Genomic DNA, 22,461 nt, shown 5'->3' with positions numbered 1-22,461 from the left:
TTTCCGCTGTCCATCACCTTGTGAAGCGGAAGAGGGCGGTTACCGCCGTGTCGTCTCAGTCCCCCAGTAATTCGAGCGTCTCGACCGACCAAGACGGGCAGGGCAAGAACCCTGCGGCCGGCTTTGGTGCCAATGAGTGGCTTGTCGACGAGATTTATCAGCAGTACCTCCAGGATCCCAATTCGGTCGACCGTGCCTGGTGGGACTTCTTCGCCGACTACAAGCCGGGTGCCACCGGCACGGCGGACAACCCTGTTCAGGGTGCTCCCACCGCGGCCCCGGCAGCCGCGCCTGCCGCAGCGGCTCCGGCCGCTCCCGCAGCCCCGGCCCAGGCCGCCCCGGCACCCGCGGCGCCGGCCACCCCGGCCGCCGCTCCGGCGCCGGTGAAGGCCGCGGCTCCGGCCGCCGCCCCGGCCCAGGCTCCGGCTCCGGCTCCGGCTCCGGCGAAGCCCGCGGCCACCGCCGCGCCCGCCGCCAAGGCCGCCCCCAAGGCGGCCGAGGCCAAGGCGGTCGAGGCCAAGGAGGCCCCGGCCGGTCCCGAGTACGTGACGCTGCGCGGTCCCTCCGCCGCGGTCGCCAAGAACATGAACGCCTCCCTTGAGGTGCCCACGGCCACGTCCGTGCGCGCCGTCCCGGTGAAGCTCCTGTTCGACAACCGCATCGTCATCAACAACCACCTCAAGCGCGCCCGGGGCGGGAAGGTCTCCTTCACCCACCTCATCGGGTACGCGATGGTGCAGGCCATCAAGGCCATGCCGTCGATGAACCACTCCTTCGTCGAGAAGGACGGCAAGCCGACCCTGGTCAAGCCGGACCACGTGAACTTCGGTCTGGCCATCGACCTGGTGAAGCCCAACGGCGACCGCCAGCTCGTCGTCGCCGGCATCAAGAAGGCCGAGACGCTCAACTTCTTCGAGTTCTGGCAGGCCTACGAGGACATCGTCCGCCGGGCCCGGAACAACAAGCTGACGATGGACGACTTCACCGGCGTCACCGTCTCGCTGACCAACCCCGGCGGCCTCGGCACCGTGCACTCCGTGCCGCGTCTGATGCCCGGCCAGTCGGTCATCATGGGCGTCGGCTCGATGGACTACCCGGCCGAGTTCCAGGGCACCTCGCAGGACACCCTGAACAAGCTGGGCATCTCGAAGGTGATGACCCTCACCTCGACGTACGACCACCGGGTCATCCAGGGTGCGGCGTCCGGCGAGTTCCTGCGGATCGTCGCCAACCTGCTGCTCGGCGACAGCGAGTTCTACGACGACATCTTCGAGGCGCTGCGCATCCCCTACGAGCCGGTCCGCTGGCTCAAGGACATCGACGCCTCGCACGACGACGACGTCACGAAGGCCGCCCGCGTCTTCGAGCTGATCCACTCCTACCGGGTCCGCGGCCACGTCATGGCCGACACCGACCCGCTGGAGTACCGCCAGCGCAAGCACCCCGACCTGGACATCACCGAGCACGGCCTCACCCTGTGGGACCTGGAGCGGGAGTTCGCGGTCGGCGGCTTCGCCGGCAAGTCCCTGATGAAGCTGCGCGACGTCCTCGGCGTCCTGCGCGACTCGTACTGCCGCACCACCGGCATCGAGTTCATGCACATCCAGGACCCCAAGCAGCGCAAGTGGATCCAGGACCGCGTCGAGCGCTCGCACTCCAAGCCGGAGCGCGAGGAGCAGCTGCGCATCCTGCGCCGCCTGAACGCCGCGGAGGCGTTCGAGACGTTCCTCCAGACCAAGTACGTCGGCCAGAAGCGCTTCTCCCTTGAGGGCGGCGAGTCGGTCATCCCGCTGCTCGACGCCGTCATCGACAGCGCCGCCGAGTCGCGCCTGGACGAGGTCGTCATCGGCATGGCCCACCGCGGCCGCCTGAACGTCCTCGCCAACATCGTCGGCAAGTCGTACGCGCAGATCTTCCGCGAGTTCGAGGGCAACCTCGACCCGAAGTCGATGCACGGCTCCGGCGACGTGAAGTACCACCTGGGCGCCTCCGGCACCTTCACCGGCCTGGACGGCGAGCAGATCAAGGTCTCGCTGGTCGCGAACCCCTCGCACCTGGAGGCGGTCGACCCGGTCCTGGAGGGTGTCGCCCGCGCCAAGCAGGACGTCATCAACAAGGGCGGCACGGACTTCACGGTCCTGCCGGTCGCCCTGCACGGTGACGCGGCCTTCGCCGGCCAGGGTGTGGTCGCCGAGACCCTGAACATGTCGCAGCTGCGCGGCTACCGCACCGGCGGCACGGTCCACATCGTCATCAACAACCAGGTCGGCTTCACCGCCGCCCCGGAGTCGTCGCGCTCCTCCATGTACGCCACCGACGTGGCCCGCATGATCGAGGCGCCGATCATCCACGTGAACGGCGACGACCCGGAGGCCGTGGTCCGCGTCGCGCGGCTCGCCTTCGAGTTCCGCCAGACGTTCAACAAGGACGTCGTGATCGACCTCATCTGCTACCGCCGCCGCGGTCACAACGAGGGCGACAACCCGCAGTTCACCAACCCGCAGATGTACAACCTGATCGACAAGAAGCGCTCGGTGCGCAAGCTCTACACCGAGTCGCTCATCGGTCGCGGCGACATCACCCTGGAAGAGGCCGAGCAGGCCCTCCAGGACTTCCAGGGCCAGCTGGAGAAGGTGTTCGCGGAGGTCCGCGAGGCCACCTCGGCGCCGAGCGAGATCCACTCGACCGACGCGCAGGCCCAGTTCCCGGTCGCGGTCTCCACGGCGGTCTCCCAGGAGGTCGTCAAGCGGATCGCCGAGTCTCAGGTGAACATCCCCGACCGGATCACCGTGCACCCGCGTCTGATGCCGCAGATGCTGCGCCGCGCCGCCTCCGTCGAGGACGGCACGATCGACTGGGGCATGGGCGAGACGCTGGCCATCGGTTCGCTGCTCATCGAGGGCGTCCCGGTCCGGCTCTCCGGCCAGGACACCCGCCGCGGCACCTTCGGCCAGCGCCACGCGGTCCTGGTCGACCAGGTCACGGGCGAGGACTACACCCCGCTCATGTACCTGTCCGAGGACCAGGCGCGCTACAACGTCTACGACTCGCTGCTCTCCGAGTACGCGGCGATGGGCTTCGAGTACGGCTACTCGCTGGCCCGTCCCGAGTCCCTGGTGATGTGGGAGGCGCAGTTCGGCGACTTCGTCAACGGTGCCCAGACGGTCGTGGACGAGTTCATCTCCTCGGCCGAGCAGAAGTGGGGCCAGACCTCCGGCGTCACGCTGCTGCTGCCGCACGGCTACGAGGGCCAGGGCCCGGACCACTCGTCCGCCCGCCCCGAGCGCTTCCTCCAGATGTGCGCGCAGAACAACATGACGGTCGCGATGCCGACGCTGCCGTCGAACTACTTCCACCTGCTGCGCTGGCAGGTCCACAACCCGCACCACAAGCCGCTCATCGTCTTCACCCCGAAGTCGATGCTGCGTCTGAAGGCGGCGGCGTCGAAGGCCGAGGAGTTCACCAACGGCGGCTTCCGCCCGGTGATCGGCGACGAGCACGTGGACGCCAACGCGGTCCGCAAGGTCGTCTTCTGCGCGGGCAAGGTCTACTACGACCTGGCCGCCGAGCGCGACAAGCGCGGCGCGAACGACGCTGCGGCTGCCAACACGGCGATTATCCGCATCGAGCGCCTGTACCCGCTGCCGGGTGCCGAGCTCCAGGCGGAGATCGCCAAGTTCCCGAACGCCGAGAAGTACCTGTGGGCCCAGGAGGAGCCGGCGAACCAGGGTGCCTGGCCGTTCATCGCGCTCAACCTGATCGACCACCTGGACCTGGCCGTCGGCGCGGACGTGCCGCACGGCGAGCGCCTGCGCCGCATCTCGCGGCCGCACGGCTCGTCCCCGGCGGTGGGCTCGAAGAAGCGCCACGAGCAGGAGCAGGAGCAGCTGGTCAACGAGGTCTTCGAGGCCTAGCCCCAGCAGGTCGGCGACCGGTCACCGACTGGTCGCCGACGGCCGTACGCATGCCGAAGGGCCCGGCATCCCGTGGAATCGGGATGCCGGGCCCTTCGGCATGGACGGGCGTGCTCAGCGCCCGCCGTCGTGATCGTCGGGGGCGCCGGGGTCGTCGCGGCCCGCGGGAGCATGAGGATCGGGACCGGGGCCGTCGTGCCCAGCGGGACCGCCAGGGTCTGCGGGGCTTGTGGGGCCTACGGGACCGTCACCGTCCGGTGCCACGGCGTCCTCATGGGTGGGCCCGGCGCCCCCGCTCGGGGACGGGGACACCCGTATGACCACGCTGCCGCTGGCCAGGTCTATCGGGCCACGGCCGGGATCGGAGTCGCCGACCTCGTCGAGGGTGATCTCCTGACGCCGGCGCTCCTCTTCCGTGTGCCGCCGCCCGGGCGCGAAAATCTCGCCGAGCCCACCGAACATCCGAAGCCACCTCCGTCAGCCGTCCCGTACTCACACAACGCTGTGCGGGCCCTGTCAGATCCCGATCATGACGACCGGATCCGCCGGCCGCGTCCCGGGAAGGCCCCGCGGAAACGCTCGGGCACGGTGACCTCGCGGTACCCCGGACCCGCCGGGCGAATCGGGTACCGGGCCGCTCACATGGTCGGCACGGCGAGGCCGGTGGCCAACTCGGGGTGCTGGCGCCGGAGTTCGTCGACGAGCCGCCGGAGCGGCGACGCGGCGCTCACATTGGAGGCGGCGGCGCGGACCGGCAGCATGACGGTCTCCCCGGACCGCAGGGTCAGCCGTACCCCCCGCATTTCCATCTGCTTGGCAGCCCCGAAGGTCCGTATGGTCGTGCGGTCCCTGACCACGGTGGCCTCGGCCACGTCCGACAGGGCCACGGTGCCGGACGGCGGCAAACCGTTCTTCACGCCGGACCGCGGCGTACGCCACGAGATGGCGTCGGCGTCGATTCGCACCCACACCTGGGAGGGCAACGCGAGGAACCGTACGACCAGAGCCAGCGCGGCCACTCCGATCACGGCCTGGAGGACGGCGGACGAAAGGCTGACGGCGATGGCGAACAGCACACCACCCGCGAAAACGGACGCGCTCACCGCTTGGCGCGTCGTGAATACCTGGACCTTCACCGAATCTCCCCCCGGAACACAAATCGATCGGAAGCTATCAGTGACGCTCCGATGATCGACCCATGGGGATCCCAAGCGGACGCAAAGGGCGTTCAACGGGGGCGGCGGGCGCCGGATACGCTGAAGGGCGAACATCCGGTACGGCGTCCCAGGAGCAAGTTGTGTACTTCACCGACCGCGGCATCGAGGAGCTGGAGAAGCGGCGCGGCGAGGAGGAGGTCACCTTCGAGTGGCTCGCCGAGCAGCTGCGCACCTTCGTCGATCTGAACCCGGACTTCGAGGTCCCGGTGGAGCGGCTCGCCACCTGGCTGGCCCGGCTCGACGACGAGGACGAGGACGAGTAGTCCGGGGCGTCCCGTCCAGCCGTCCCCGGCGGAACGGCCCCACGCGTCCTGCGTATCGGGATGCCGGTCGCGATACCGGCCGCGCTACCGGTCTGGCGCCCGGCCCGGATCAGGCGCCCGGCCGGGCCCGCATCCGGTCGTACGCGAGGCCGAGGGCGCCGTGGGCGAGCAGGACCGCGCCCGCCGTCGTCCAGCCGCCGCTTCGGCGGACGAGGCCCCAGGCCGTGAGCGGGAGACCCGCGGCCAGCTGGACCGCGCCGACCAGGCGGGCCTTGGGGCCCCGCACCCAGGGGCCGAGCGGCCCCTCCTCGACCGCGTCGAGTTCGGCGCGTACGGCATCGCGCCAGCCGGACCATTCGATCGCCTCGGCACCGTGCGCCGCGGCCACCGAACGCAGCCGGTCCGTCGGTTCCCCGGGGCCGAGTCCGGCCGGCAGCACGACGCCCGTGCGGGCCAGGATCGCGACCAGGCCGAGGAGGCGGGCCCGGGCGTCGGCGGCGGAATCGGGGCGGGTCAGGCCGTCGAGCGCCTCCATGTCGTGTACGGGATCGAGGCCCAGCCGGGCCGCGAACGTACGCATCGCCTCGCCCTCGCCGAGCGGTGTGCCGTCGGACAGCCAGACGTATCCGACCGTCCGGCGGAAGCCCGAGGCCAGGGTGTAGCCGGCCCGGGTGTCGTCCCACCACAGCGCGATCACCGGCCGGCCCGCCGCGACGGTGAGCGCGCCCGCCCAGCCCGCCAGCACCTCGTCGACCGGGCCCGCGCCGGTCAGCCAGGGTTTGGCCGCGGGGACGAGCACGCTCCAGCCGTCCCCCGCCGGCGCCAGCAGCATGCGCTCGCGCAGCAGATGGGCGACCGGTCGGACCACCGGAGGCTCGGCACGGCAGAGGAGCAGGGCACCGGGGGCGGCGGCATCGGCGACGGGCATGATCCATACGCTAAGCCACCTTTGGGGCGTTTTCTCCTTGTACGGCCGCTTATGGGTGCACGGCAGCAGGGGCGCGGTGCGGGTGCATGACGGCGGGGGTGGGCCCGAACCGGCCGGACCGACCCGGACCGTCTTGACTTTCGACAACCGCGATATATCGTGTCTAGCGAGAGACGCGATATGTTGCGTCTGCCGTTTCACCGCAGCCGCAGCCGCAGCCATCGTTCCTCGCCCTGTTCAGTCACAGCGCTCAGGAGGTCAGCACATGTCCGAGTCCACGTGGGCCGTCCCAGATTCGCGGAAGCTCACCTTCGACGCGTCCGACGCCGCCGGGCCGGTGACGAAGGTCCAGGTCCGCATCGTCAACGGAACTGTGAACGTCGTCGGCACCGAGGAAAGTTCCGCCCGGCTGGAGGTCTCGGCGGTCGAGGGACCACCGCTGATCGTGACGCGGGAGGGCTCCACGCTCACCGTCGGCTATGACGACCTGCCGTGGCGCGGCATCCTCAAGTGGCTGGAGCGCAAGAGCTGGAGCCGCAGCGCCGTGGTCTCGCTCGCGGTGCCCGCCGGTGCCGATGTCGAGGTCGGGACGGTCGGCGCGGGGGCCGTGGTGTCCGGGGTCCGCGGACGTACCGAGGTACGCGGGGTCAGCGGCGACGCCACCCTGGTCAAGCTCGCCGGACCGGTCCGGGCCGAGAGCGTGTCCGGCAACCTGGAGGCCCAGGCGGTCACCGGCGAACTGCACTTCAAGTCGGTCTCCGGCGACCTGACGGTCATCGAGGGAGCCGGGGGCCACGTGCAGGCGGAGTCGGTGAGCGGCGACATGCTGCTCGATCTCGACCCCCGCGCGAAGTCCACCGACATCCGGCTGACCACCGTCTCGGGCGAGGTGGCCATCCGACTGCCGCACCCGGCCGACGCGCACGTCGAGGCCAACACCACGAGCGGGGCGGTCTCCAGCGCGTTCGAGGACCTGCGGATCAGCGGGCAGTGGGGCACGAAGAAGATCACCGGCACATTGGGGGCGGGCACGGGCACGCTGAGGGCGACGACGGTCTCCGGCTCGATCGCGCTCCTGCGCAGGCCGGCGGAGGAGGAGCCGCACTTCGCGGAAGCACCCTCGCCCGATGACCAGTCCGGCCCGGCCGACCCGAACAAGAAGGTGCTCTGACATGCCCCCCGTCTTCGCCCACGGACGTCTGCGTCTCTACCTGCTCAAGCTGCTGGACGAGGCTCCGCGTCACGGGTACGAGGTGATCCGCCTGCTCGAAGAGCGCTTCCAGGGGCTGTACGCGCCCAGCGCCGGCACGGTCTACCCCCGGCTCGCCAAGCTGGAGGCAGAGGGTCTGGTCACGCACACCACCGAGGGCGGCCGCAAGGTCTACTCGATCACCGACGCGGGCCGCGCGGAGTTGGCGGGCCGGGGTGGTGAACTCGCCGATCTGGAGCTGGAGATCCGCGAGTCGGTCTCCGAACTCGCCGCCGAGATCCGCGACGACGTACGCGGTGCGGCGGGCAGCCTGCGGGACGACATGCGCCGGGCGGCCCGTGAGGCCCGTACGGGGCAGACCGGGGCGGGCGCCGGGGCTGGGGCGGGCGCCGGTGCGGGTGCGGGCGCCGGTGCGGGCCGTGGTGCCCGGAGGGGGTTCCCCGAGGCTTCCGACTTCTTCGACGGCTCGTGGGGCGACGCGGAGGGGTGGCAGCAGGCCAAGGAGGAGTTCAAGCGCGCGAAGCAGGAGTGGAAGGAGCAGGCGCGCCGGGCCAAGGACGAGTCCCGGCGGGCCCGCGACGAGGCCAAGGAGGCTCGGCGCCAGGCCAAGGAGGCGCAGGACAAGGCGTACGAGGAGATGCAGCGCGTCGCCCAGAACGTCCAGCGCCAGGTGCAGGAGCACTTCGCTCGGGGCGACTGGCCCAAGGGGGTACGGGACGGGCTCGCCGAGATCACGAAGGAGTTCGGGCGGTTCGGGTTCGGCCAGGCGGCGCCGTCGGAGGCGGACGAGCGGGTGGATCTCGGCAAGCCGGGGCCCGAGGCCGGACCGGAGGCCGGGCCGGAGTGGGCGCGGGAGGAGTCGTCCGGTGACCCGGCGCGGGATCTCGACCGGCTGCTCGATCGGTTCCGGGACGAGATCCGGGATGCGGCCCGGGACCACGGGGTGACGGAGGCCCAACTGCTTGAGGCCCGGCGCCACTTGGCCGCTGCGGCGGGCCACATCGGCGCGGCGCTCCGCCCCTGACGGGGCCGGGGGGGTTTGCCCACCCTCCCGCCCGTGACCCGGGGCTGGTTGGTTCCGGCTCCCCCTGGGGCTCCGCCCCAGACCCCGATCGCGCCTAAAGGGCGCTCGTCCTCAATCGCCGGACGGGCTGAAATGCCCGATGCGGGCCAGCACCGAGGCCCTTAGGGGCGCGAGGAACGGCGCGAGAAGCGGCCACGATCCGCAGTCGCCATCAGGGTTAGGGGCGCGGGGAACGGCGCGAGAAGCGGCCACGGCCCGCAGTCGACATCGGGATTGGGGGCGCGAGGAACGGCGCGAGAAGCGGCCACGATCCGCAGTCGACATCAGGGTTAGGGGCGCGAGGAACGGCGCGAGAAGCGGCCACGATCCGCAGTCGACATCAGGGTTAGGGGCGCGAGGAACGGCGCGAGAAGCGGCCACGGCCCGCAGTCGACATCGGGATTGGGGGCGCGGAGAACGGCGCGAGAAAGCGGCCACGGCCCGCAGTCGACATCGGGATTGGGGGCGCGAGGAACGGCGCGAGAAAGCGGCCACGGCCCGCAGGTGGAGTCGGGTTTCAGGGGCGCGGGGAACTGCGCAACCAGCCACCCCAGAGCCCGCAGCCAAAAGCGGGGCCGGGGCGCGGGGAACTGCGCAACCAACCCCCACGGCCCCCAGCCGAACGCGGAGCCAGGGGCGCGGGGAACGGCGCGAACAGGCCCGCGCCCGGGGGCCAGGGTCAGGCGGCCGGGGGCGAGAGCAGTCGGGCCAGGCTCGCGTACGTCCCGCCGCACTCCGCCAGGGCCTCCCCCGCCAGCCCCGGCAGCACCGCGAGCGCGAGCAGCAGATGCTCATCCCCGATGTGCTTCTGCCTGCGGGCGACCGCCAGTCCGAGCGCCTTCTCCAGCACCTTCTTCGCCCCCTTCGTGAAGGAGGGCCGGCCCGAGGGCCACGCCTTGCCCCGGGTCTCGCCGGACAGCGTCTCGCCGGACAGCGCGCCGGGGCCGTGGGCCTCCTCCACCCTCGCCACGATCTCCTGGACGGAGATGCCGAGGCCGGCCAGCGCGTCCTCCTCCGCCCTGGACATGCCGCCCCGGCGCCGCCCGGCGGCCAGCGCCTCCGCGAGTTCGGCGCGGCGATCGGTCACGCCGAGGGAGGCGAGCGCGAAGGACGCCCTCGTGCCCTCGCGGTCGAGGAGGGCGAGCAGCAGGTGTTCCTCGGTCACTACCGGGGACCCCGCGCGCGACGCGTGCTCGACCGCACCCGCCACCACCCCCCGCGCATCCGCCGTGAATCGCTCGAACATCAAGTCCTCCCGTGCTTCTTGTGGACGGCCTGACGGCTGACCCCCAGCTCTGCGGCGATCTCCTGCCATGACCAGCCCTGATTGCGGGCGCTTCGCACCTGTACGGATTCGAGCTGTTCCAGAAGCCGTCGCAGCGCGGCGACGGCTCGCAGTCCGACCCTCGGGTCGCGGTCGCCGGCTCGTGCGGCCAGATCGGTTGCCTCGGTCATGTTGTCAATTTACGTTGACAGGCGAGGGCCTGTCAACCCTGGTTGACATCGGCGGAGGGAGAGCGGGCAGACGGACGAAAGGGCCGCCACCCCGCGCGGCCCTTCGCGCGGGGTGGCGGCCCCGAAGATCAGCGGATACCCCGTACCGGCCTCACCCCACCGTGAGGACCACCTTCCCGAACAGGTCGCCCGACGCGACCTTCTCGAAGCCCTCCCGCGCCCGGTCCAGCGGAAGCACCTCGTCGATGACGGGTCGTACGCCCGTCGCCTCGCAGAACGCCAGCAGGTCCTCCAGCTCGTCCTTCGTGCCCATCGTCGAGCCCACGACCTTGAGTTCGAGGAAGAAGATGCGGGTCAGTTCGGCGTGGGCGGGGCGGTCGCCGCTGGTGGCGCCGGAGATGACCAGAGTGCCGCCCGGACGCAGGGACTTGACGGAGTGGGACCAGGTCGCGGCGCCCACCGTCTCGATCACCGCGTCCACCCGCTGCGGCAGCCGCGCCCCGGGCTCGTACGCCTCGACCGCGCCCAGTTCCACGGCCCGCCTGCGCTTGTGCTCGTCGCGGCTGGTCGCGAAGACCCGCAGGCCCGCCGCCTTGCCGAGCACGATCGCGGCCGTGGCCACGCCGCCGCCCGCGCCCTGCACCAGGACCGAATCCCCGGGCCGCACCCCGGCGTTGGTGAACAGCATCCGGTACGCCGTCAGCCAGGCGGTCGGCAGGCAGGCGGCCTCCGCGAAGCTCAGCCCCTTCGGCTTGGGCAGTACGTTCCAGGTGGGCACGGCGACCTGTTCGGCGAAGGTGCCCTGGTACTTTTCGGTGAGGATCGAGCGACCCTCGGCGGGGCCGACGCCGTGGCCGGTCTGGCCGATCACCGAGTGCAGGACGACCTCGTTGCCGTCCTGGTCGACGCCGGCCGCGTCGCAGCCGAGGATCATCGGCAGCTTGTCCTCGGAGAGCCCGACCCCGCGCAGCGACCAGACGTCATGGTGGTTGAGGGAGGCGGCCCGTACGTTCACGAGGGTCCAGCCGGGACGTACCTCGGGGGCCGGCCGCTCCCCCAACTCAAGGCCGCTGAGCGGCTGGTCACGGTCGATGCGGGCGGCGTATGCGGCGAACATGGCCCTGACCCTAGGGTGCGCGGCCCGGCCGCCGGAACCTCCCACGGCTGTGACGCCCCGCACGCCGGGAGGAGTCGCGAGGAGCGGGGAAAACAGCCGTGCCGGGCTCCCCCGAAGGGGAACCCGGCACGGCAGGTGGCGCAGGACCCGGCGCTAGCGGCGGGCCACGCCCTCGGCGCGGGCGGCGGCCGCGACCGCCGCGGTGACGGCGGGGGCGACCCGCTCGTCGAACGGCGACGGGATGACGTAGTCGGCGGCGAGCTGGTCGCCCACGACGTCGGCCAGCGCGTTCGCCGCGGCGATCTTCATGCCCTCGGTGATCCGGGAGGCCCGGACCTGGAGGGCGCCCGCGAAGATGCCGGGGAAGGCGAGCACGTTGTTGATCTGGTTCGGGTAGTCCGAGCGTCCGGTGGCCACGACCGACGCGTACTTGTGCGCGATGTCGGGGTGCACCTCGGGGTTCGGGTTGGCCATCGCGAAGACGAAGGCACCCGGCGCCATGGAGGCGACCGCGGGCTCGGGGACCGTACCGCCGGAGACGCCGATGAAGACGTCGGCGCCGGCCAGGGCCGTCTCCAGGGAGCCGGTCAGGCCCGCCTTGTTGGTGAGCTCGGCGAGCTCGCGCTTGACGTCCGTCAGGTCCGTACGGTCACTGCTGACGATGCCCTTGCGGTCCGTGACCGCCACGTCGCCGAGGCCCGCTTCGAGCAGGAACTTGGCGATGGCGACACCGGCCGCGCCGGCGCCGGAGATGACCGCGCGCAGGTCGCCGAGGGTGCGTCCGGTGAGCTTCGCGGCGTTGCGCAGGGCGGCCAGGGTGACCACGGCCGTGCCGTGCTGGTCGTCGTGGAAGACCGGGATGTCCAGGGCCTCCTGGAGCCGGCGCTCGATCTCGAAGCAGCGGGGGGCGGAGATGTCCTCCAGGTTCACCCCACCGAAGGACGGGGCGAGCCGGACCACGGTCTCGATGATCTCGTCCGTGTCCGTGGTCGCGAGCGCGATCGGGACCGCGTCGACGCCGCCGAACTGCTTGAAGAGGATGGCCTTCCCCTCCATGACCGGGAGGGATGCCTCCGGGCCGATGTCACCGAGGCCGAGCACCGCGGTACCGTCCGTCACGACGGCGACGACCTGGGACTTCCAGGTGTAGTCGTGGACCAGCTCCGGGTTCTCCGCGATCGCGCTGCACACCTTGGCGACGCCGGGCGTGTAGGCCAGGGACAGGTCGTCCCGGTCCCGGATCGGCACGGTGGCCTGCACGGCCATCTTGCCGCCGCGGTGGAGCGCGAAGGCCGGGTCGAAGGGCTCGTCCGAACCCTCCGTGCTGCTGTCGCTGCGAGGATTGACGATCTCCGCTGCCATTGTGTTTTACCCCTTAAGTCTTCATCAGTTGAGGGTGGCCACTCCTTGTTGAGGAGGGGTGGGCGGACCCGCGTACGTTCCCCGCTGAGGGCGGTTGGCCCGCCCCGCGGGGTGGAGGTACGTACGCGCGGGCGCGCCGCACACGCGCCCTGAGCCCCGGATGAGGGGTGTAAGGATCCTTCTTACCGGACAGAAGCGTCCGCCGACGAGTCCATATTGGCTCAGCGGGGCCGCGCGGTCGGAGCCGGCCTCCGTACCGTGACACGACTCTTGGTGGGATGTCACGACAAGTCGGCTACGCGGCACGAAACGTGTCCAGAACGCGAGATGAACCGGAGGATCTCCGGCCTGCGAGGACGGTTTCCGCACATGGTCCGGCCCGGTGTGCCTTGGGGTACCGGGCTTGTGGGCTTCGGGGGGTGACCCGTTATCCGATTTTGACATGGCTGCGACCCTGAATTCAGAGGTCCGAATGGCAAGATGCGACTTCACACGCGGTTCACACCGCGGTCGCGACACCCGAGGATGCGTGCACGACCACCGCCCAGGACCTGTGCGTTCGTTGTCCGTACGCACTCCATGGCCACTCCACTCAACACCTGCCGGAGGAACCCGACCATGACCGCAAGCACCACCCGCCGTTCGACCGCCTCGAAGTCCCGGATTGCCGCGGTCGGAGCGATCGCGGTCGCGGGCGCCCTGCTGGTGACCGGCTGCGGCGACCAGACGAAGAAGGGCTCGGCCCCCGAGTCCTCGGGCTCCAGCTCCGCCCCGCTCTTCTCGAAGCTGCCCGCCGCCATCCAGAAGGCCGGCGTCATCAAGGTCGGTACGGACGCCACGTACGCGCCCATGGAGTTCAAGCAGGGCGAGAACATCGTCGGCATCGACCCCGACATCGCCGCGGCCCTCGGCAAGCAGCTCGGCGTGAAGTTCGAGTTCACCAGCGGCACCTTCGACACCCTCCTCGGCGCGCTGCCGACCGGCCGCTACGACGCGGTCATGTCCTCGGTGAGCGACACCAAGGCCCGCCAGGAGGGCCTCGACAAGGACGGCAAGAAGACCGGTACGGGCGTCGACTTCGTCGACTACTACACGGCCAGCACCGGCATCCTGGTCAAGAAGGGCAACCCGCAGGGCATCAAGTCCACCGACGACCTGTGCGGCAAGACCATCGCCGTGCAGCGCGGCACCACCTACGAGCAGGCCGCCAAGGACCTCGCCGCCAAGTGCGAGAAGGACGGCAAGGGCAAGCTGGCCTTCGAGCCCTTCGCCACCGACGCCGAGGCGCAGACCCGCGTCAAGGCCGGCGGCGCCGTGGCCGACCTGAACGACTCCCCCGTCGCCGCGTACATCGCGAAGACCGCGGGCGGCGGCGCCGACTTCGAGTCGGTCGCCAACCCCTCGGACGCGGGCCCGTTCGGCATCGCGGTGGACAAGAAGAACACCCAGCTGCGCGACGCCCTCTCCCAGGCCCTCGACGCGATCATCAAGGACGGCTCGTACAAGACGGCCATCGACAAGTGGGGCGGCGCGCAGGGCGCCGTCACCAAGGCAGCCATCAACGGCGGCTCCTGACCCGCGCACCACTGAAGGGCAGTCGCTGTGACTGACAAGCTCGACAAGACTCCGGGCCCGGCGGAAGCCGCCCCGGAGCAGGTCCCGCCGGACATCATCCGCGCCATCCCGGTGCGCCACTACGGCCGCTGGGTCAGCGCCGTGGTCGTCGTCGCCGTGCTCGGCGCGCTGGTCTACGCGTTCGCCCAGGGCAACGTCCGCTGGGCGACCGTCACGGACAAGCTGTTCGACCCCAGCATCCTGACCGGCCTGTGGCACACCATTCTGATCAGCGTGGTCTCCATGGCCGTGGGTCTGATCCTCGGTGTGCTCTTCGCCGTGATGCGGCTCTCGAAGAACCCGGTGACCAGTTCGGTCGCCTGGCTGTACATCTGGTTCTTCCGCGGCACCCCGGTCTACGTACAGCTGTTGATCTGGTTCAACCTGGCGCTGATCTTCCCGATCCTCAACCTCGGGTTCTACAAGGACTACATGACCGCGGTCATGACTCCGTTCCTCGCCGCCCTGCTCGGCCTCGGCCTCAACGAGGGCGCGTACATGGCGGAGATCGTCCGGGCCGGCATCCAGTCGGTGGACGAGGGCCAGACCGAGGCCGCGCACGCGCTCGGCATGACCCAGACGCAGACCATGCGCCGTGTGGTGCTGCCCCAGTCGATGCGGGTGATCATCCCGCCGACGGGCAACGAGTTCATCAACATGCTGAAGACCTCGTCCCTGGTCGTCGCCGTCCAGTACCAGGACCTGCTGCGCAGCGCCCAGGACGTCGCCGCGACCTCGTTCGCGGTGATGGAGATGCTCTTCCTGGCCTCCCTCTGGTACCTGGCCCTGACCAGTGTGTTCAGCGTCGGCCAGTACTACCTGGAGCGCCGTTTCGCCCGCGGTTCGCTGCGCGCCCTGCCACCCACGCCGTTGCAGCGCATCAAGTCGAACCTGCTCTCCCTCTCCAACTGGCGGCGGTGACCCCATGACTGCACAACCGATGGTCAAGGCGGAGGGCGTCCACAAGTCGTTCGGCCCCGCCCACATCCTCAAGGGCATCGACCTGGAGGTGGCCGAGGGCGAGGTGTTCTGCCTGATCGGCCCCTCCGGCTCCGGCAAGTCGACGTTCCTGCGGTGCATCAACCACCTGGAGCAGATCAACGCCGGCCGTCTGTACGTCGACGGCGAGCTGGTCGGGTACCGCCAGAAGGGCGACAAGCTCTACGAGCTGAAGGACAGCGAAGTCGCCCTGAAGCGCCGGGACATCGGCATGGTCTTCCAGCGCTTCAACCTGTTCCCGCACATGACGGCCGTCGAGAACGTCATGGAGGCACCGGTCCAGGTCAAGCGGGAGTCGAAGGCGGTGGCCCGTGAGCGGGCCCTGAAGCTGCTCGACCGGGTGGGCCTCGCCGACAAGGCGGGCAACTACCCCTCGCAGCTCTCCGGCGGCCAGCAGCAGCGCGTGGCGATCGCCCGCGCGCTGGCGATGGACCCGAAGCTGATGCTCTTCGACGAGCCGACGTCGGCGCTCGACCCCGAGCTGGTGGGCGATGTCCTGGACGTCATGCGCGGCCTCGCCGAGGACGGCATGACGATGATCGTGGTCACCCACGAGATGGGCTTCGCACGCGAGGTCGGCGACTCGCTGGTCTTCATGGACGACGGCGTGGTGGTCGAAGCGGGCAATCCGCGCGATGTCCTGACGAACCCTCAGCACGACCGGACGAAGTCGTTCCTGTCGAAGGTGCTGTAAGCAGCCCATGGACAAGGGGGGTTACGGGCCGACGCTCGTAACCCCCCTTCCCTGTGCGCTACTTCAGGGCGAGCAGCAGGGTGTCCGAGGGCGAGGCCCAGACCGGGCGGGCCTCGGCGAAGCCGGCCGCACGCAGGGTCTCGGCGTGCCAGCCGGCGGCGGGCATGTCGCCGTCGGCGTGCTCGCCGTAGATCTCGTACCGCTTGGCGGTGGGCCCGGCGAGCACCGGGTCCTCGGCGGCGAGCGCCCACCACTCGGCCCAGTCGAGGGCGCCGTCCGCCTTCGCGCGGTCCATCCGGGCGTGCCGCTGGGCCCGTTCGGCGGCGTTGATGCGCGGGGTCGCGGGGTCGATCATGTGGTCGGCGTTCATGAACACGCCCCCGTCCCGGACGAGCCCGGAGATCTGCCCGTAGAGCGCGGCGAGCGGCTCGGCGTGCAGCCAGTGCAGGGCGGTCGCCGTGAGAACGGCGTCATAGGAGTCGTACGGGAGCAGCGAGACCCAGTGCGGATCCTTGAGGTCGGCGGACACGAAGCCCACCCGCCCGTCCCCGGCGAAGGTGCCCTCGGCGATGGCGAGGAGCGCGGGGTCGAGGTCGACCCCGGTGCTGACCGCGTCCGGGAACCTCTGGAGGAGCCGGTCCGTAATACTCCCCGTACCGCACGCGAGGTCGAGCACGCGCGGCGCGGGACCGACGCAGGCCTCGACCATGTCGAGCATGACCCGGAAGCGCTCCTCGCGGTCCGGCATGTACCACTCCTGCTGCCGGTCCCAGCTGTTCTGCCAGCCCCGCCAGTCGGTGCCCGTACCGGCCCCAGTGACAGTCTCCGACACCGCGATCCCTCCTATACAGCCACTCTGTAATACCCTCAAAGGGTATCCAGCCGTTACTTATGAACACCTCAGACCCTAGACCGCCGCCGTAAGGACTACAAGTGGAACTGGCCTATTACTCGGACTACGCCGTGCGTCTGGTCAACACCGAGGAGCCGGCCCGCAACAAGGACGCCCTGACCTCGGTCGAGGCGGTCCGGGACCTGTTCGGCGGGAACCAGTCGGCGGCCCGCCGGGCGACGGACGCGGACGTCACGCGCTTCCGTTCGGTACGGGCCCGGCTGCGGGCGGTCTTCGAGGCGGCGGACCGGGGCGAGGAGGTCCAGGCGGTGGACCTGCTCAACTCGCTGCTGCTCGAATTCCCGGTCAGCCCGCAGGTGTCCGGCCATGAGCACCGCGACGAGGACGACCGCCCGCTGTGGCACATGCACCTCGCCGACCACCCCTCCAACGCGACGGCGGGCTACGCCGCGATCGCCTCCATGGGGCTCGCCTTCCACCTCACGGAGTACGGGGTCGACCGGCTCGGCCTGTGCCAGGCCGCACCCTGCCGCAACGCCTATCTGGACACCTCGACCAACCGCTCGCGCCGCTACTGCTCGGACCGCTGCGCCACCCGCGCCAACGTGGCCGCCTACCGGGCCCGCAAGCGTCTGGAGACCGAACGGTCGGACAGCACCGGCCGCACCGAGGAGACCACCCAGGACGCCAGGTAGCCGACCGTGCGCCGGCGCCCCGCCGTCATCGGCCGGAAGCGCCCGCGCACCCGGCCGAGCACGAGGTCGACCGGCACCGCGCCGAAGGCCCGGCTGTCCACGACCTCGTCGTCGGTGTTGTCGCCCAGCACCCACCAGCCGCTCTCGCGCAGCTCCATGAGCCGCTTGACGATCAGCAGATCCTGCTGCAAAGGGTGCCGCAGCACGGCCACATCGCCGGTCCGCAGCTCCGCGCCGTAGTGCACGAGCAGCTGATCCCCGTGCAGCAGCGTGGGAACCATCGAGGTTCCCAGCACCTCGGCGATCCCCAACGGCACCCTCGGCTCCCGCCCCTCATCCGTCATACCTCACCCACCTCCAGGCCACCGGCACCCCGCCGCCGATCCCACGGTACGTTCCGCCACGAGTCCCGGGGTGCCCCTGGACTTTTGACCTAAGCCCATGGGGGCACCCGCGAAATACCGCCTCTCACCGAGTAATGTCCCACCTGAGAAGACGATCACGAGGAAGGACAGCTCAATGCTTTCCCGCCTGTTTGCCCCCAAGGTGAAGGTCAGCGCCCACTGCGACCTGCCCTGCGGCGTGTACGACCCGGCCCAGGCCCGCATCGAGGCGGAGTCGGTCAAGGCCGTGCAGGAAAAGTTCCAGGCCAACGAGGACGCGCACTTCCGTGCCCGTGCCGTGGTCATCAAGGAGCAGCGCGCCGAGCTCGCCAAGCACCACGTGTCGGTGCTGTGGAGCGACTACTTCAAGCCGCCGCACTTCGAGAAGTACCCGGAGCTGCACCAGCTGGTGAACGACACCCTGAAGGCCCTCTCGGCCGCCAAGGCGTCGACCGACCCGGCGACCGGCCAGAAGGCGCTCGACCTCATCGCCGAGATCGACCGCATCTTCTGGGAGACCAAGAAGGCCTGATCTTTGGTTAGGCCGTCTGACCTGCGGTTTCGCTAGTCAGATCGCTTACCTGTCCGCACCCGGTCCGCAGGCCGCCGAGCACGGCGTCCATGACGGAGCGGGTGCGGTCTTCTTCACCCGGCCAGAGGTGTGCGTAGATCCGCAGCGTGATGACGGCGGACGCGTGGCCGAGGACCATCTGCACCTGCTTGACGCTCGCCCCGCCCGCGATGAGCGCGGAGGCGAAGAAGTGCCGCAGGTCGTGGGTCACCATGTGCGGCAGCTCGACGGGCTTACGGCCCTCGCGCTCGGCCGCCTCCTTCTCCGCCTCTTGGAGCGCCTTGCGGGCGCAGTTCCACTCCGTCTTCCACCGTCGGTAGTTGAGCGGCTCCCCCTCCTCCATCGTGAACAGCCACTCTTTCGAGGGCCGTGCGGCGAGATGCGCGAGGAGCGTGTCGGTTACGACCTCGCCGACCCGGACCGTGCGCCGGGACTTGCCGGTCTTCGGCGGCCCGATCAGGCCGGGCTGCAGGCGCTGCCGCTCGACGCGGATGGTGCCGTTCTTGAAGTCGACGTCCGAGACTTTCAGGCCGAGCAACTCGCCTATGCGCAAGCCCGATCCGGCCAGGACGATGATCGCCGAGCGGATGTACGGCGGCATCTCGCCGAGCATCGCCTCGACCTGCGCGACCATGGGTGGCGTGATCTCCTCGTCCGGCATGGGCGGGAGGGTGATCCGCTTGCAAGGGCTGGCGGGTATGACCTTGCCTCGACGGCCGCCGTCATAACGCGGACGAGGACGTCGTAGACGTTGCGCACCCTGCCGGGCCCGAGCTGATCCGAGAGCTTCTTGAAGAGAGCCTGGATGTGGCTGCGACGCAGGGACGCCATCGCGTAGCCGCCGAGCGCGGGTATCAGGTGCACCCGCAGGGCGTTGTCGGTGATGCGGGTACCGGCCTCGCCTGCGATCTGCTCCGCCTCCCACTTCGTCGTGTACTTCTCGAAGGAGATCTTGCCTGCGCGCGGGTCGACGTACAGGCCGGTGACCATGCTGGTCGTGACCTCGTCGAGCCAGCGCTGGGCGTCGACCTTGCGCTCGAAGTGGCGGGCGTGTTCCTTGCCGTCGAGGTCGCGGTAGCGGGCCCGCCATTTGCCGTTGGGGCGCTTCTGGACGTTGGCCAAGTTCGTTCTCCTATGGGTCGGTTAGTGGCAGTAGCCGCCGCCCTCGATGTACTCGGTGAGGGCGCGAGCATCGCGCTCTTCGCCTGTGAGGCGAAGGCACTGTTCGTGGACCGCCCTTGAGCTGTGGGCCAAGTGCCTTCGCGTGTACGGGACCGGGATTCGCACCTCACGCTCGTAGCGCCCGATCTCCTTGCCGGTCATGGCAGCGCGGCCCTCGCGGGCGTTGTACTCGTCGGCAACCTTCTGCTGGGTCCAGCCGCGCTCCTTGCGCAGGCGGAGGAGCAGGGCACCGATACCCGTGTCGCCCATCCCATCTCCTCGGAGCTGGATCCTGGCCCCCGTAGTGGACCCCGCTTGGCCCCCGCGCTGGCTCCCGACCCAAACGAGCGATGGCGATTGGCTGTTGGCATGGCCAGCAGAGCACGCGAGAAGCCGAGACACATTCGCCGGACGACGCCGAGGGCGGTGGTGCCGACGAGCAACGCTCGACACTTCCCATCCGATACAGGCCCGCAGCGCACGCCGCCCGTGAGTTCGTCGCCGAGGCCCTTACCCAGTGGGCGATGACCCGACGCCTCGATGACATCCACTTGTGCGCCTCGGAGTTGGTGACCAACGCCCTGCTGCACGGCGGCCCCGCCGGAAGTCTGATCCTCGTCCGCCTGGAGCTCCACACCACCCACCTGCTGCTGGAAATGCACGACGCCGGCGATGGAACCCCGAAGCAACACAAGGCACCGGACACCAGCGACGACGGTCGTGGTCTTTTCCTCGTCTCCGCCATCGCCGACGACTGGGGCGTGGCCACCCGCCAAGGCCCGGTAAGCGTGTGTGGGCCGTCTTTCACTACACCGAGGCGACACGATGCTGACGCCCGTCCGCTCCGCTCACCCCACGATGTCCGCTGGCCTGATCGCCTCCCTCGCGACCGCCACCTGGATCGACACCGATCCGGCCGGCGCCACCCTGTGCTGTCTGCTGCTCGTGCCGCAGCCTCCCCGCAGCCCGTACGAGACACCCGTGATCATCGAGCAGCGCATGCGCGCGTCGCGACCTCAGTCGGCCTCGGCCCCGCCACCGCCCGATATCGGGCCAAGGCTGCGCCCGCTCAGCCCGACCGACGTCGCCCTGCGCTTCGACGGAACTGCGTACCGCAAGCGCATACCCGCAGGCAGGCCCTGGACCTTGCTTCTTCGGCAGCGCACCCCGGCCGCCCTCGTGCTGGGCCTCGACGCCCCCTCACGCGCCGCCTCACCCGCCGAGATCGACGCGTACCTCGACCACTCCACGCTCCAGCAACGGCTCCTCTTCGGCCGCACCCAGGCGAATGAACTGCTCCCCAACGCAAGGGAATCCGCCGTGACCATGCACCCCGTCTCACCGAACACCGTGCTCGCCAACGCACTCCACCACGCCGAGGACGTCCTCACTCCGCGCGTCCTGGCCGAACCACCGGAACGGATCGTGCTGGTCGTCGGCACTCAGATCAACGGTGCCCCGCACCTCGGCACCTCGCTGGTCCAGTCCCTCGCCTTCGCCATGGCCGCCCGCCTCCGAAGCCGCTTCGGCCTGCCGACGGAAGTCCTCTTCAGCGCCCTCGACAACGCCCCGTACGACCTGACCACCGACCTGGCAACCGGTCACCGCTACCAGCGCGCATACGCCCAGGCACTCGGCGAGCAGGCTCTCTCCGACCTAGTCGCCGCCCTCTACGAACCGCTGTTCACCGCGCTGTCCCGGCGCCTGGGCATCCCGTATCGGATCGAGACGTACAGCCAGCAGCAGGCCGGCGAGCACTTCCGCCGCACCTGGTTACGAGTCTTGCCGCGCATCGACGCCGCCCGCTGGTGGCTCGCTCGACCGGCACCCCGCACATCCGCGTTCCGTGCCCGCTCCCCGGCTGCGGCTGGGCCGAGAAGCACGCCGAACGCACCCAAGCTCGCCCGACCGACACGGAGGCCGCCACGATCACAGCCGTCTGCCTCCACCACGGCCCGTACGAGGCGACCATCACCCCCACTACGGGCGCATACCTGGACCTTGCGACGCTGTACCGCAACCTCGTCAAGGAACTCGCCCTGTCCAGCCCACGCGGCACGCTCCGCGTCATGGTCAAGGGCGGCGACTGGGTCTTCGGCTCCCACCTCGTCGACGAAGCCCTCCAGGCCATTGGCCTCACGCGAGCCCAGCTCCCCGCCCGCCTCTTCTGCCCCCAGATCGTCACCGACACCGGCGCCAAGTTGTCCAAGTCCCTGATACGCGAGGGCCGCGCGCCCTTGCCCGACGGCGCCGCCGACTGGATGCTCGACACCCGGCAGTGGCCCGGCTCGTTGCCCGAGTACGCCCACCAACTGCTCGCCCTGACCGAGACCCTGCTCGCAGACCCTCGCCACTTCTTCCGCTCGTACTCAGCCGCCGAGATCGGTCGCATGATGGCAGCCCCAGCACCCAGGAGCGTTCCCGCAGCATAAGCGACACGACCGCCCGAGTCCGCGAACTCAACCTCTACCGCAAGTACTTCGACCTCGTAGCCGCGGGCACCAAGACCATCGAGGTGCGGGTCAAGTACCCGCACCTGGAGGACCTCGCCGCAGGCGACATCATCCGCTTCCGCATCAAAGGTACCGACGAGACCTGCGACGTCCGTGTCCTGCGCGTCACCGAGTACGAGACCCTGCTCGATGGCGAGGGCCCAGCCAACGTGAACCCGAGCGCGAGCCGCGACGAGCAGTTGGCCAACATCCGGTCCATCTACGGCACCGAGAAGAAAGCCCTCGGCGCCCTGGCCATCGAGATCGAGTTGTCGCGCGACCAGCCATGATTGATACAGCTCAGGCCAAGAGACAATCTCATTGTCAGTGCCGTGCCTCATCATGCTCGACATGACAGATTACGCCCTCACCAACCTCGGGTCCCATCGGTTCGAGGAGCTGTCCCAGGCCCTAGGCCGTGTCCGTAAAGTCGATGGTTCGTTGCTCCGTTCGTGGTGCGTCGACATGAA

Annotated in this window: 20 protein-coding genes and 3 pseudogenes; 12 read left to right on the top strand and 11 right to left on the bottom strand. The window is 70.0% G+C overall.

Translation table 11 applies throughout. The annotated features are described in order from the left end of the window. Positions 1–47 precede the first annotated feature (47 nt). Positions 48–3,914, top strand: a complete 3,867-nt coding sequence (locus CG740_RS36450; RefSeq protein ID WP_100579611.1) for a multifunctional oxoglutarate decarboxylase/oxoglutarate dehydrogenase thiamine pyrophosphate-binding subunit/dihydrolipoyllysine-residue succinyltransferase subunit — start codon at positions 48–50, stop codon at positions 3,912–3,914. Positions 3,915–4,028: 114 nt separating this feature from the next. Here CG740_RS36450 and CG740_RS41345 read toward each other — a convergent pair whose 3' ends face one another. Together CG740_RS41345 and CG740_RS36440 are read right to left on the bottom strand one after the other, a co-directional pair. Continuing rightward, on the bottom strand, positions 4,029–4,376 hold the full coding sequence (locus CG740_RS41345; protein WP_100579610.1) for a DUF6191 domain-containing protein: 348 nt from the start codon (positions 4,374–4,376) through the stop codon (positions 4,029–4,031). A gap of 176 nt (positions 4,377–4,552) precedes the next feature. Then, the gene (locus CG740_RS36440; RefSeq protein WP_100579609.1) at positions 4,553–5,050 is read right to left on the bottom strand and encodes a hypothetical protein; all 498 of its coding nucleotides are present in this window, start codon (positions 5,048–5,050) and stop codon (positions 4,553–4,555) included. 161 nt (positions 5,051–5,211) lie between these two features. Between CG740_RS36440 and CG740_RS36435 the strand changes: the two genes are divergently transcribed. Next, a complete protein-coding gene (locus CG740_RS36435; RefSeq protein ID WP_003961784.1) occupies positions 5,212–5,394 on the top strand; it encodes a DUF6104 family protein in 183 nt (60 codons plus the stop codon). Positions 5,395–5,503: 109 nt separating this feature from the next. Here CG740_RS36435 and CG740_RS36430 read toward each other — a convergent pair whose 3' ends face one another. Then, on the bottom strand, positions 5,504–6,322 hold the full coding sequence (locus CG740_RS36430) for a hypothetical protein (RefSeq protein ID WP_100579608.1): 819 nt from the start codon (positions 6,320–6,322) through the stop codon (positions 5,504–5,506). Positions 6,323–6,587: 265 nt separating this feature from the next. Between CG740_RS36430 and CG740_RS36425 the strand changes: the two genes are divergently transcribed. Next, complete coding sequence (locus CG740_RS36425; RefSeq protein ID WP_100579607.1) at positions 6,588–7,493, top strand: DUF4097 family beta strand repeat-containing protein; 906 nt, start codon at positions 6,588–6,590, stop codon at positions 7,491–7,493. A 1-nt stretch (position 7,494) separates the two neighbouring features. Next, the gene (locus CG740_RS36420) at positions 7,495–8,556 is read left to right on the top strand and encodes a PadR family transcriptional regulator (protein ID WP_100579606.1); all 1,062 of its coding nucleotides are present in this window, start codon (positions 7,495–7,497) and stop codon (positions 8,554–8,556) included. A gap of 718 nt (positions 8,557–9,274) precedes the next feature. On the opposite strand, the gene CG740_RS36415 is transcribed toward CG740_RS36420, so the two are convergent. From CG740_RS36415 to CG740_RS36400, 4 genes are all read right to left on the bottom strand, one after another. Next, complete coding sequence (locus tag CG740_RS36415; protein ID WP_100579605.1) at positions 9,275–9,841, bottom strand: Clp protease N-terminal domain-containing protein; 567 nt, start codon at positions 9,839–9,841, stop codon at positions 9,275–9,277. Continuing rightward, positions 9,841–10,050, bottom strand: coding sequence for a helix-turn-helix domain-containing protein (locus CG740_RS36410; RefSeq protein WP_100579604.1), 210 nt, complete (start codon positions 10,048–10,050; stop codon positions 9,841–9,843). Before CG740_RS36410 ends, CG740_RS36415 begins: the two co-directional genes overlap by 1 nt. Before the next feature lie 151 nt (positions 10,051–10,201). Further along, positions 10,202–11,167: a zinc-binding dehydrogenase gene (locus CG740_RS36405; protein ID WP_100579603.1), complete on the bottom strand. Its 966-nt coding sequence runs from the start codon at positions 11,165–11,167 to the stop codon at positions 10,202–10,204. A 153-nt stretch (positions 11,168–11,320) separates the two neighbouring features. After that, a complete protein-coding gene (locus tag CG740_RS36400; protein WP_100579602.1) occupies positions 11,321–12,529 on the bottom strand; it encodes an NAD(P)-dependent malic enzyme in 1,209 nt (402 codons plus the stop codon). Between the two features lie 618 nt (positions 12,530–13,147). On the opposite strand from CG740_RS36400, the gene CG740_RS36395 reads away from it, so the two are divergent. From CG740_RS36395 to CG740_RS36385, 3 genes are read left to right on the top strand one after another with little or no spacing between them, the layout of a single operon-like run. After that, positions 13,148–14,104 (top strand): ABC transporter substrate-binding protein, encoded by a 957-nt coding sequence (locus CG740_RS36395; protein WP_100579601.1) that lies wholly within the window; start codon positions 13,148–13,150, stop codon positions 14,102–14,104. A gap of 27 nt (positions 14,105–14,131) precedes the next feature. Continuing rightward, positions 14,132–15,064 (top strand): amino acid ABC transporter permease, encoded by a 933-nt coding sequence (locus CG740_RS36390; RefSeq protein ID WP_100579600.1) that lies wholly within the window; start codon positions 14,132–14,134, stop codon positions 15,062–15,064. A 4-nt stretch (positions 15,065–15,068) separates the two neighbouring features. Beyond that, the gene (locus CG740_RS36385; RefSeq protein WP_100579599.1) at positions 15,069–15,836 is read left to right on the top strand and encodes an amino acid ABC transporter ATP-binding protein; all 768 of its coding nucleotides are present in this window, start codon (positions 15,069–15,071) and stop codon (positions 15,834–15,836) included. A 58-nt stretch (positions 15,837–15,894) separates the two neighbouring features. On the opposite strand, the gene CG740_RS36380 is transcribed toward CG740_RS36385, so the two are convergent. Next, positions 15,895–16,584, bottom strand: a complete 690-nt coding sequence (locus CG740_RS36380) for a class I SAM-dependent methyltransferase (RefSeq protein WP_100579653.1) — start codon at positions 16,582–16,584, stop codon at positions 15,895–15,897. Between the two features lie 185 nt (positions 16,585–16,769). Here CG740_RS36380 and CG740_RS36375 point away from each other — a divergent pair, with 185 nt between their 5' ends. Continuing rightward, positions 16,770–17,384, top strand: a complete 615-nt coding sequence (locus CG740_RS36375) for a CGNR zinc finger domain-containing protein (RefSeq protein WP_100579598.1) — start codon at positions 16,770–16,772, stop codon at positions 17,382–17,384. On the opposite strand, the gene sodX is transcribed toward CG740_RS36375, so the two are convergent. Then, the gene (gene sodX / locus CG740_RS36370) at positions 17,303–17,728 is read right to left on the bottom strand and encodes a nickel-type superoxide dismutase maturation protease (protein ID WP_100579597.1); all 426 of its coding nucleotides are present in this window, start codon (positions 17,726–17,728) and stop codon (positions 17,303–17,305) included. The two genes, CG740_RS36375 and sodX, sit on opposite strands and share 82 nt — an antisense overlap. A gap of 175 nt (positions 17,729–17,903) precedes the next feature. Between sodX and sodN the strand changes: the two genes are divergently transcribed. After that, a complete protein-coding gene (gene sodN / locus CG740_RS36365) occupies positions 17,904–18,299 on the top strand; it encodes a superoxide dismutase, Ni (RefSeq protein WP_053730656.1) in 396 nt (131 codons plus the stop codon). Positions 18,300–18,306: 7 nt separating this feature from the next. On the opposite strand, the pseudogene CG740_RS41800 reads toward sodN, so the two are convergent. Further along, positions 18,307–19,460: pseudogene (locus CG740_RS41800) on the bottom strand (tyrosine-type recombinase/integrase). A 21-nt stretch (positions 19,461–19,481) separates the two neighbouring features. Further along, positions 19,482–19,583 (bottom strand): annotated as a pseudogene (locus CG740_RS41795) (XRE family transcriptional regulator); the annotation flags it as partial. 266 nt (positions 19,584–19,849) lie between these two features. On the opposite strand from CG740_RS41795, the gene CG740_RS41325 reads away from it, so the two are divergent. The 3 genes and pseudogenes from CG740_RS41325 to CG740_RS36330 all read left to right on the top strand — a co-directional run bounded on the left by CG740_RS41325 (position 19,850) and on the right by CG740_RS36330 (position 22,281). Further along, positions 19,850–20,791: an ATP-binding protein gene (locus tag CG740_RS41325; RefSeq protein WP_324901211.1), complete on the top strand. Its 942-nt coding sequence runs from the start codon at positions 19,850–19,852 to the stop codon at positions 20,789–20,791. 28 nt (positions 20,792–20,819) lie between these two features. Continuing rightward, positions 20,820–21,931 (top strand): annotated as a pseudogene (locus CG740_RS36335) (hypothetical protein). Next, positions 21,928–22,281 (top strand): ASCH domain-containing protein, encoded by a 354-nt coding sequence (locus CG740_RS36330; RefSeq protein ID WP_100579652.1) that lies wholly within the window; start codon positions 21,928–21,930, stop codon positions 22,279–22,281. Before CG740_RS36335 ends, CG740_RS36330 begins: the two are co-directional and overlap by 4 nt. Positions 22,282–22,461 lie beyond the last annotated feature (180 nt).

Origin of the sequence: Streptomyces sp. CB01201 (genome assembly GCF_002803085.1) — a bacterium.
GTDB lineage: Bacteria > Actinomycetota > Actinomycetes > Streptomycetales > Streptomycetaceae > Streptomyces > Streptomyces hundungensis.
The sequence above is the reverse complement of the archived record's forward strand: the minus strand, read 5'-3'. Positions and strand labels throughout refer to the sequence as shown.

Excerpts from the sequence above, each read along its gene's own strand:
- CG740_RS41345 (WP_100579610.1), bottom strand. The coding sequence starts at position 4,376 with ATGTTCGGTGGGCTCGGCGAGATTTTCGCGCCCGGGCGGCGGCACACG.
- CG740_RS36430 (WP_100579608.1), bottom strand. The coding sequence starts at position 6,322 with ATGCCCGTCGCCGATGCCGCCGCCCCCGGTGCCCTGCTCCTCTGCCGT.
- CG740_RS36425 (WP_100579607.1), top strand. The coding sequence starts at position 6,588 with ATGTCCGAGTCCACGTGGGCCGTCCCAGATTCGCGGAAGCTCACCTTC.
- CG740_RS36420 (WP_100579606.1), top strand. The coding sequence starts at position 7,495 with ATGCCCCCCGTCTTCGCCCACGGACGTCTGCGTCTCTACCTGCTCAAG.
- CG740_RS36415 (WP_100579605.1), bottom strand. The coding sequence starts at position 9,841 with ATGTTCGAGCGATTCACGGCGGATGCGCGGGGGGTGGTGGCGGGTGCG.
- CG740_RS36410 (WP_100579604.1), bottom strand. The coding sequence starts at position 10,050 with ATGACCGAGGCAACCGATCTGGCCGCACGAGCCGGCGACCGCGACCCG.
- CG740_RS36405 (WP_100579603.1), bottom strand. The coding sequence starts at position 11,167 with ATGTTCGCCGCATACGCCGCCCGCATCGACCGTGACCAGCCGCTCAGC.
- CG740_RS36400 (WP_100579602.1), bottom strand. The coding sequence starts at position 12,529 with ATGGCAGCGGAGATCGTCAATCCTCGCAGCGACAGCAGCACGGAGGGT.
- CG740_RS36395 (WP_100579601.1), top strand. The coding sequence starts at position 13,148 with ATGACCGCAAGCACCACCCGCCGTTCGACCGCCTCGAAGTCCCGGATT.
- CG740_RS36385 (WP_100579599.1), top strand. The coding sequence starts at position 15,069 with ATGACTGCACAACCGATGGTCAAGGCGGAGGGCGTCCACAAGTCGTTC.
- CG740_RS36380 (WP_100579653.1), bottom strand. The coding sequence starts at position 16,584 with ATGCCGGACCGCGAGGAGCGCTTCCGGGTCATGCTCGACATGGTCGAG.
- sodX (WP_100579597.1), bottom strand. The coding sequence starts at position 17,728 with ATGACGGATGAGGGGCGGGAGCCGAGGGTGCCGTTGGGGATCGCCGAG.
- sodN (WP_053730656.1), top strand. The coding sequence starts at position 17,904 with ATGCTTTCCCGCCTGTTTGCCCCCAAGGTGAAGGTCAGCGCCCACTGC.
- CG740_RS41325 (WP_324901211.1), top strand. The coding sequence starts at position 19,850 with ATGGCGATTGGCTGTTGGCATGGCCAGCAGAGCACGCGAGAAGCCGAG.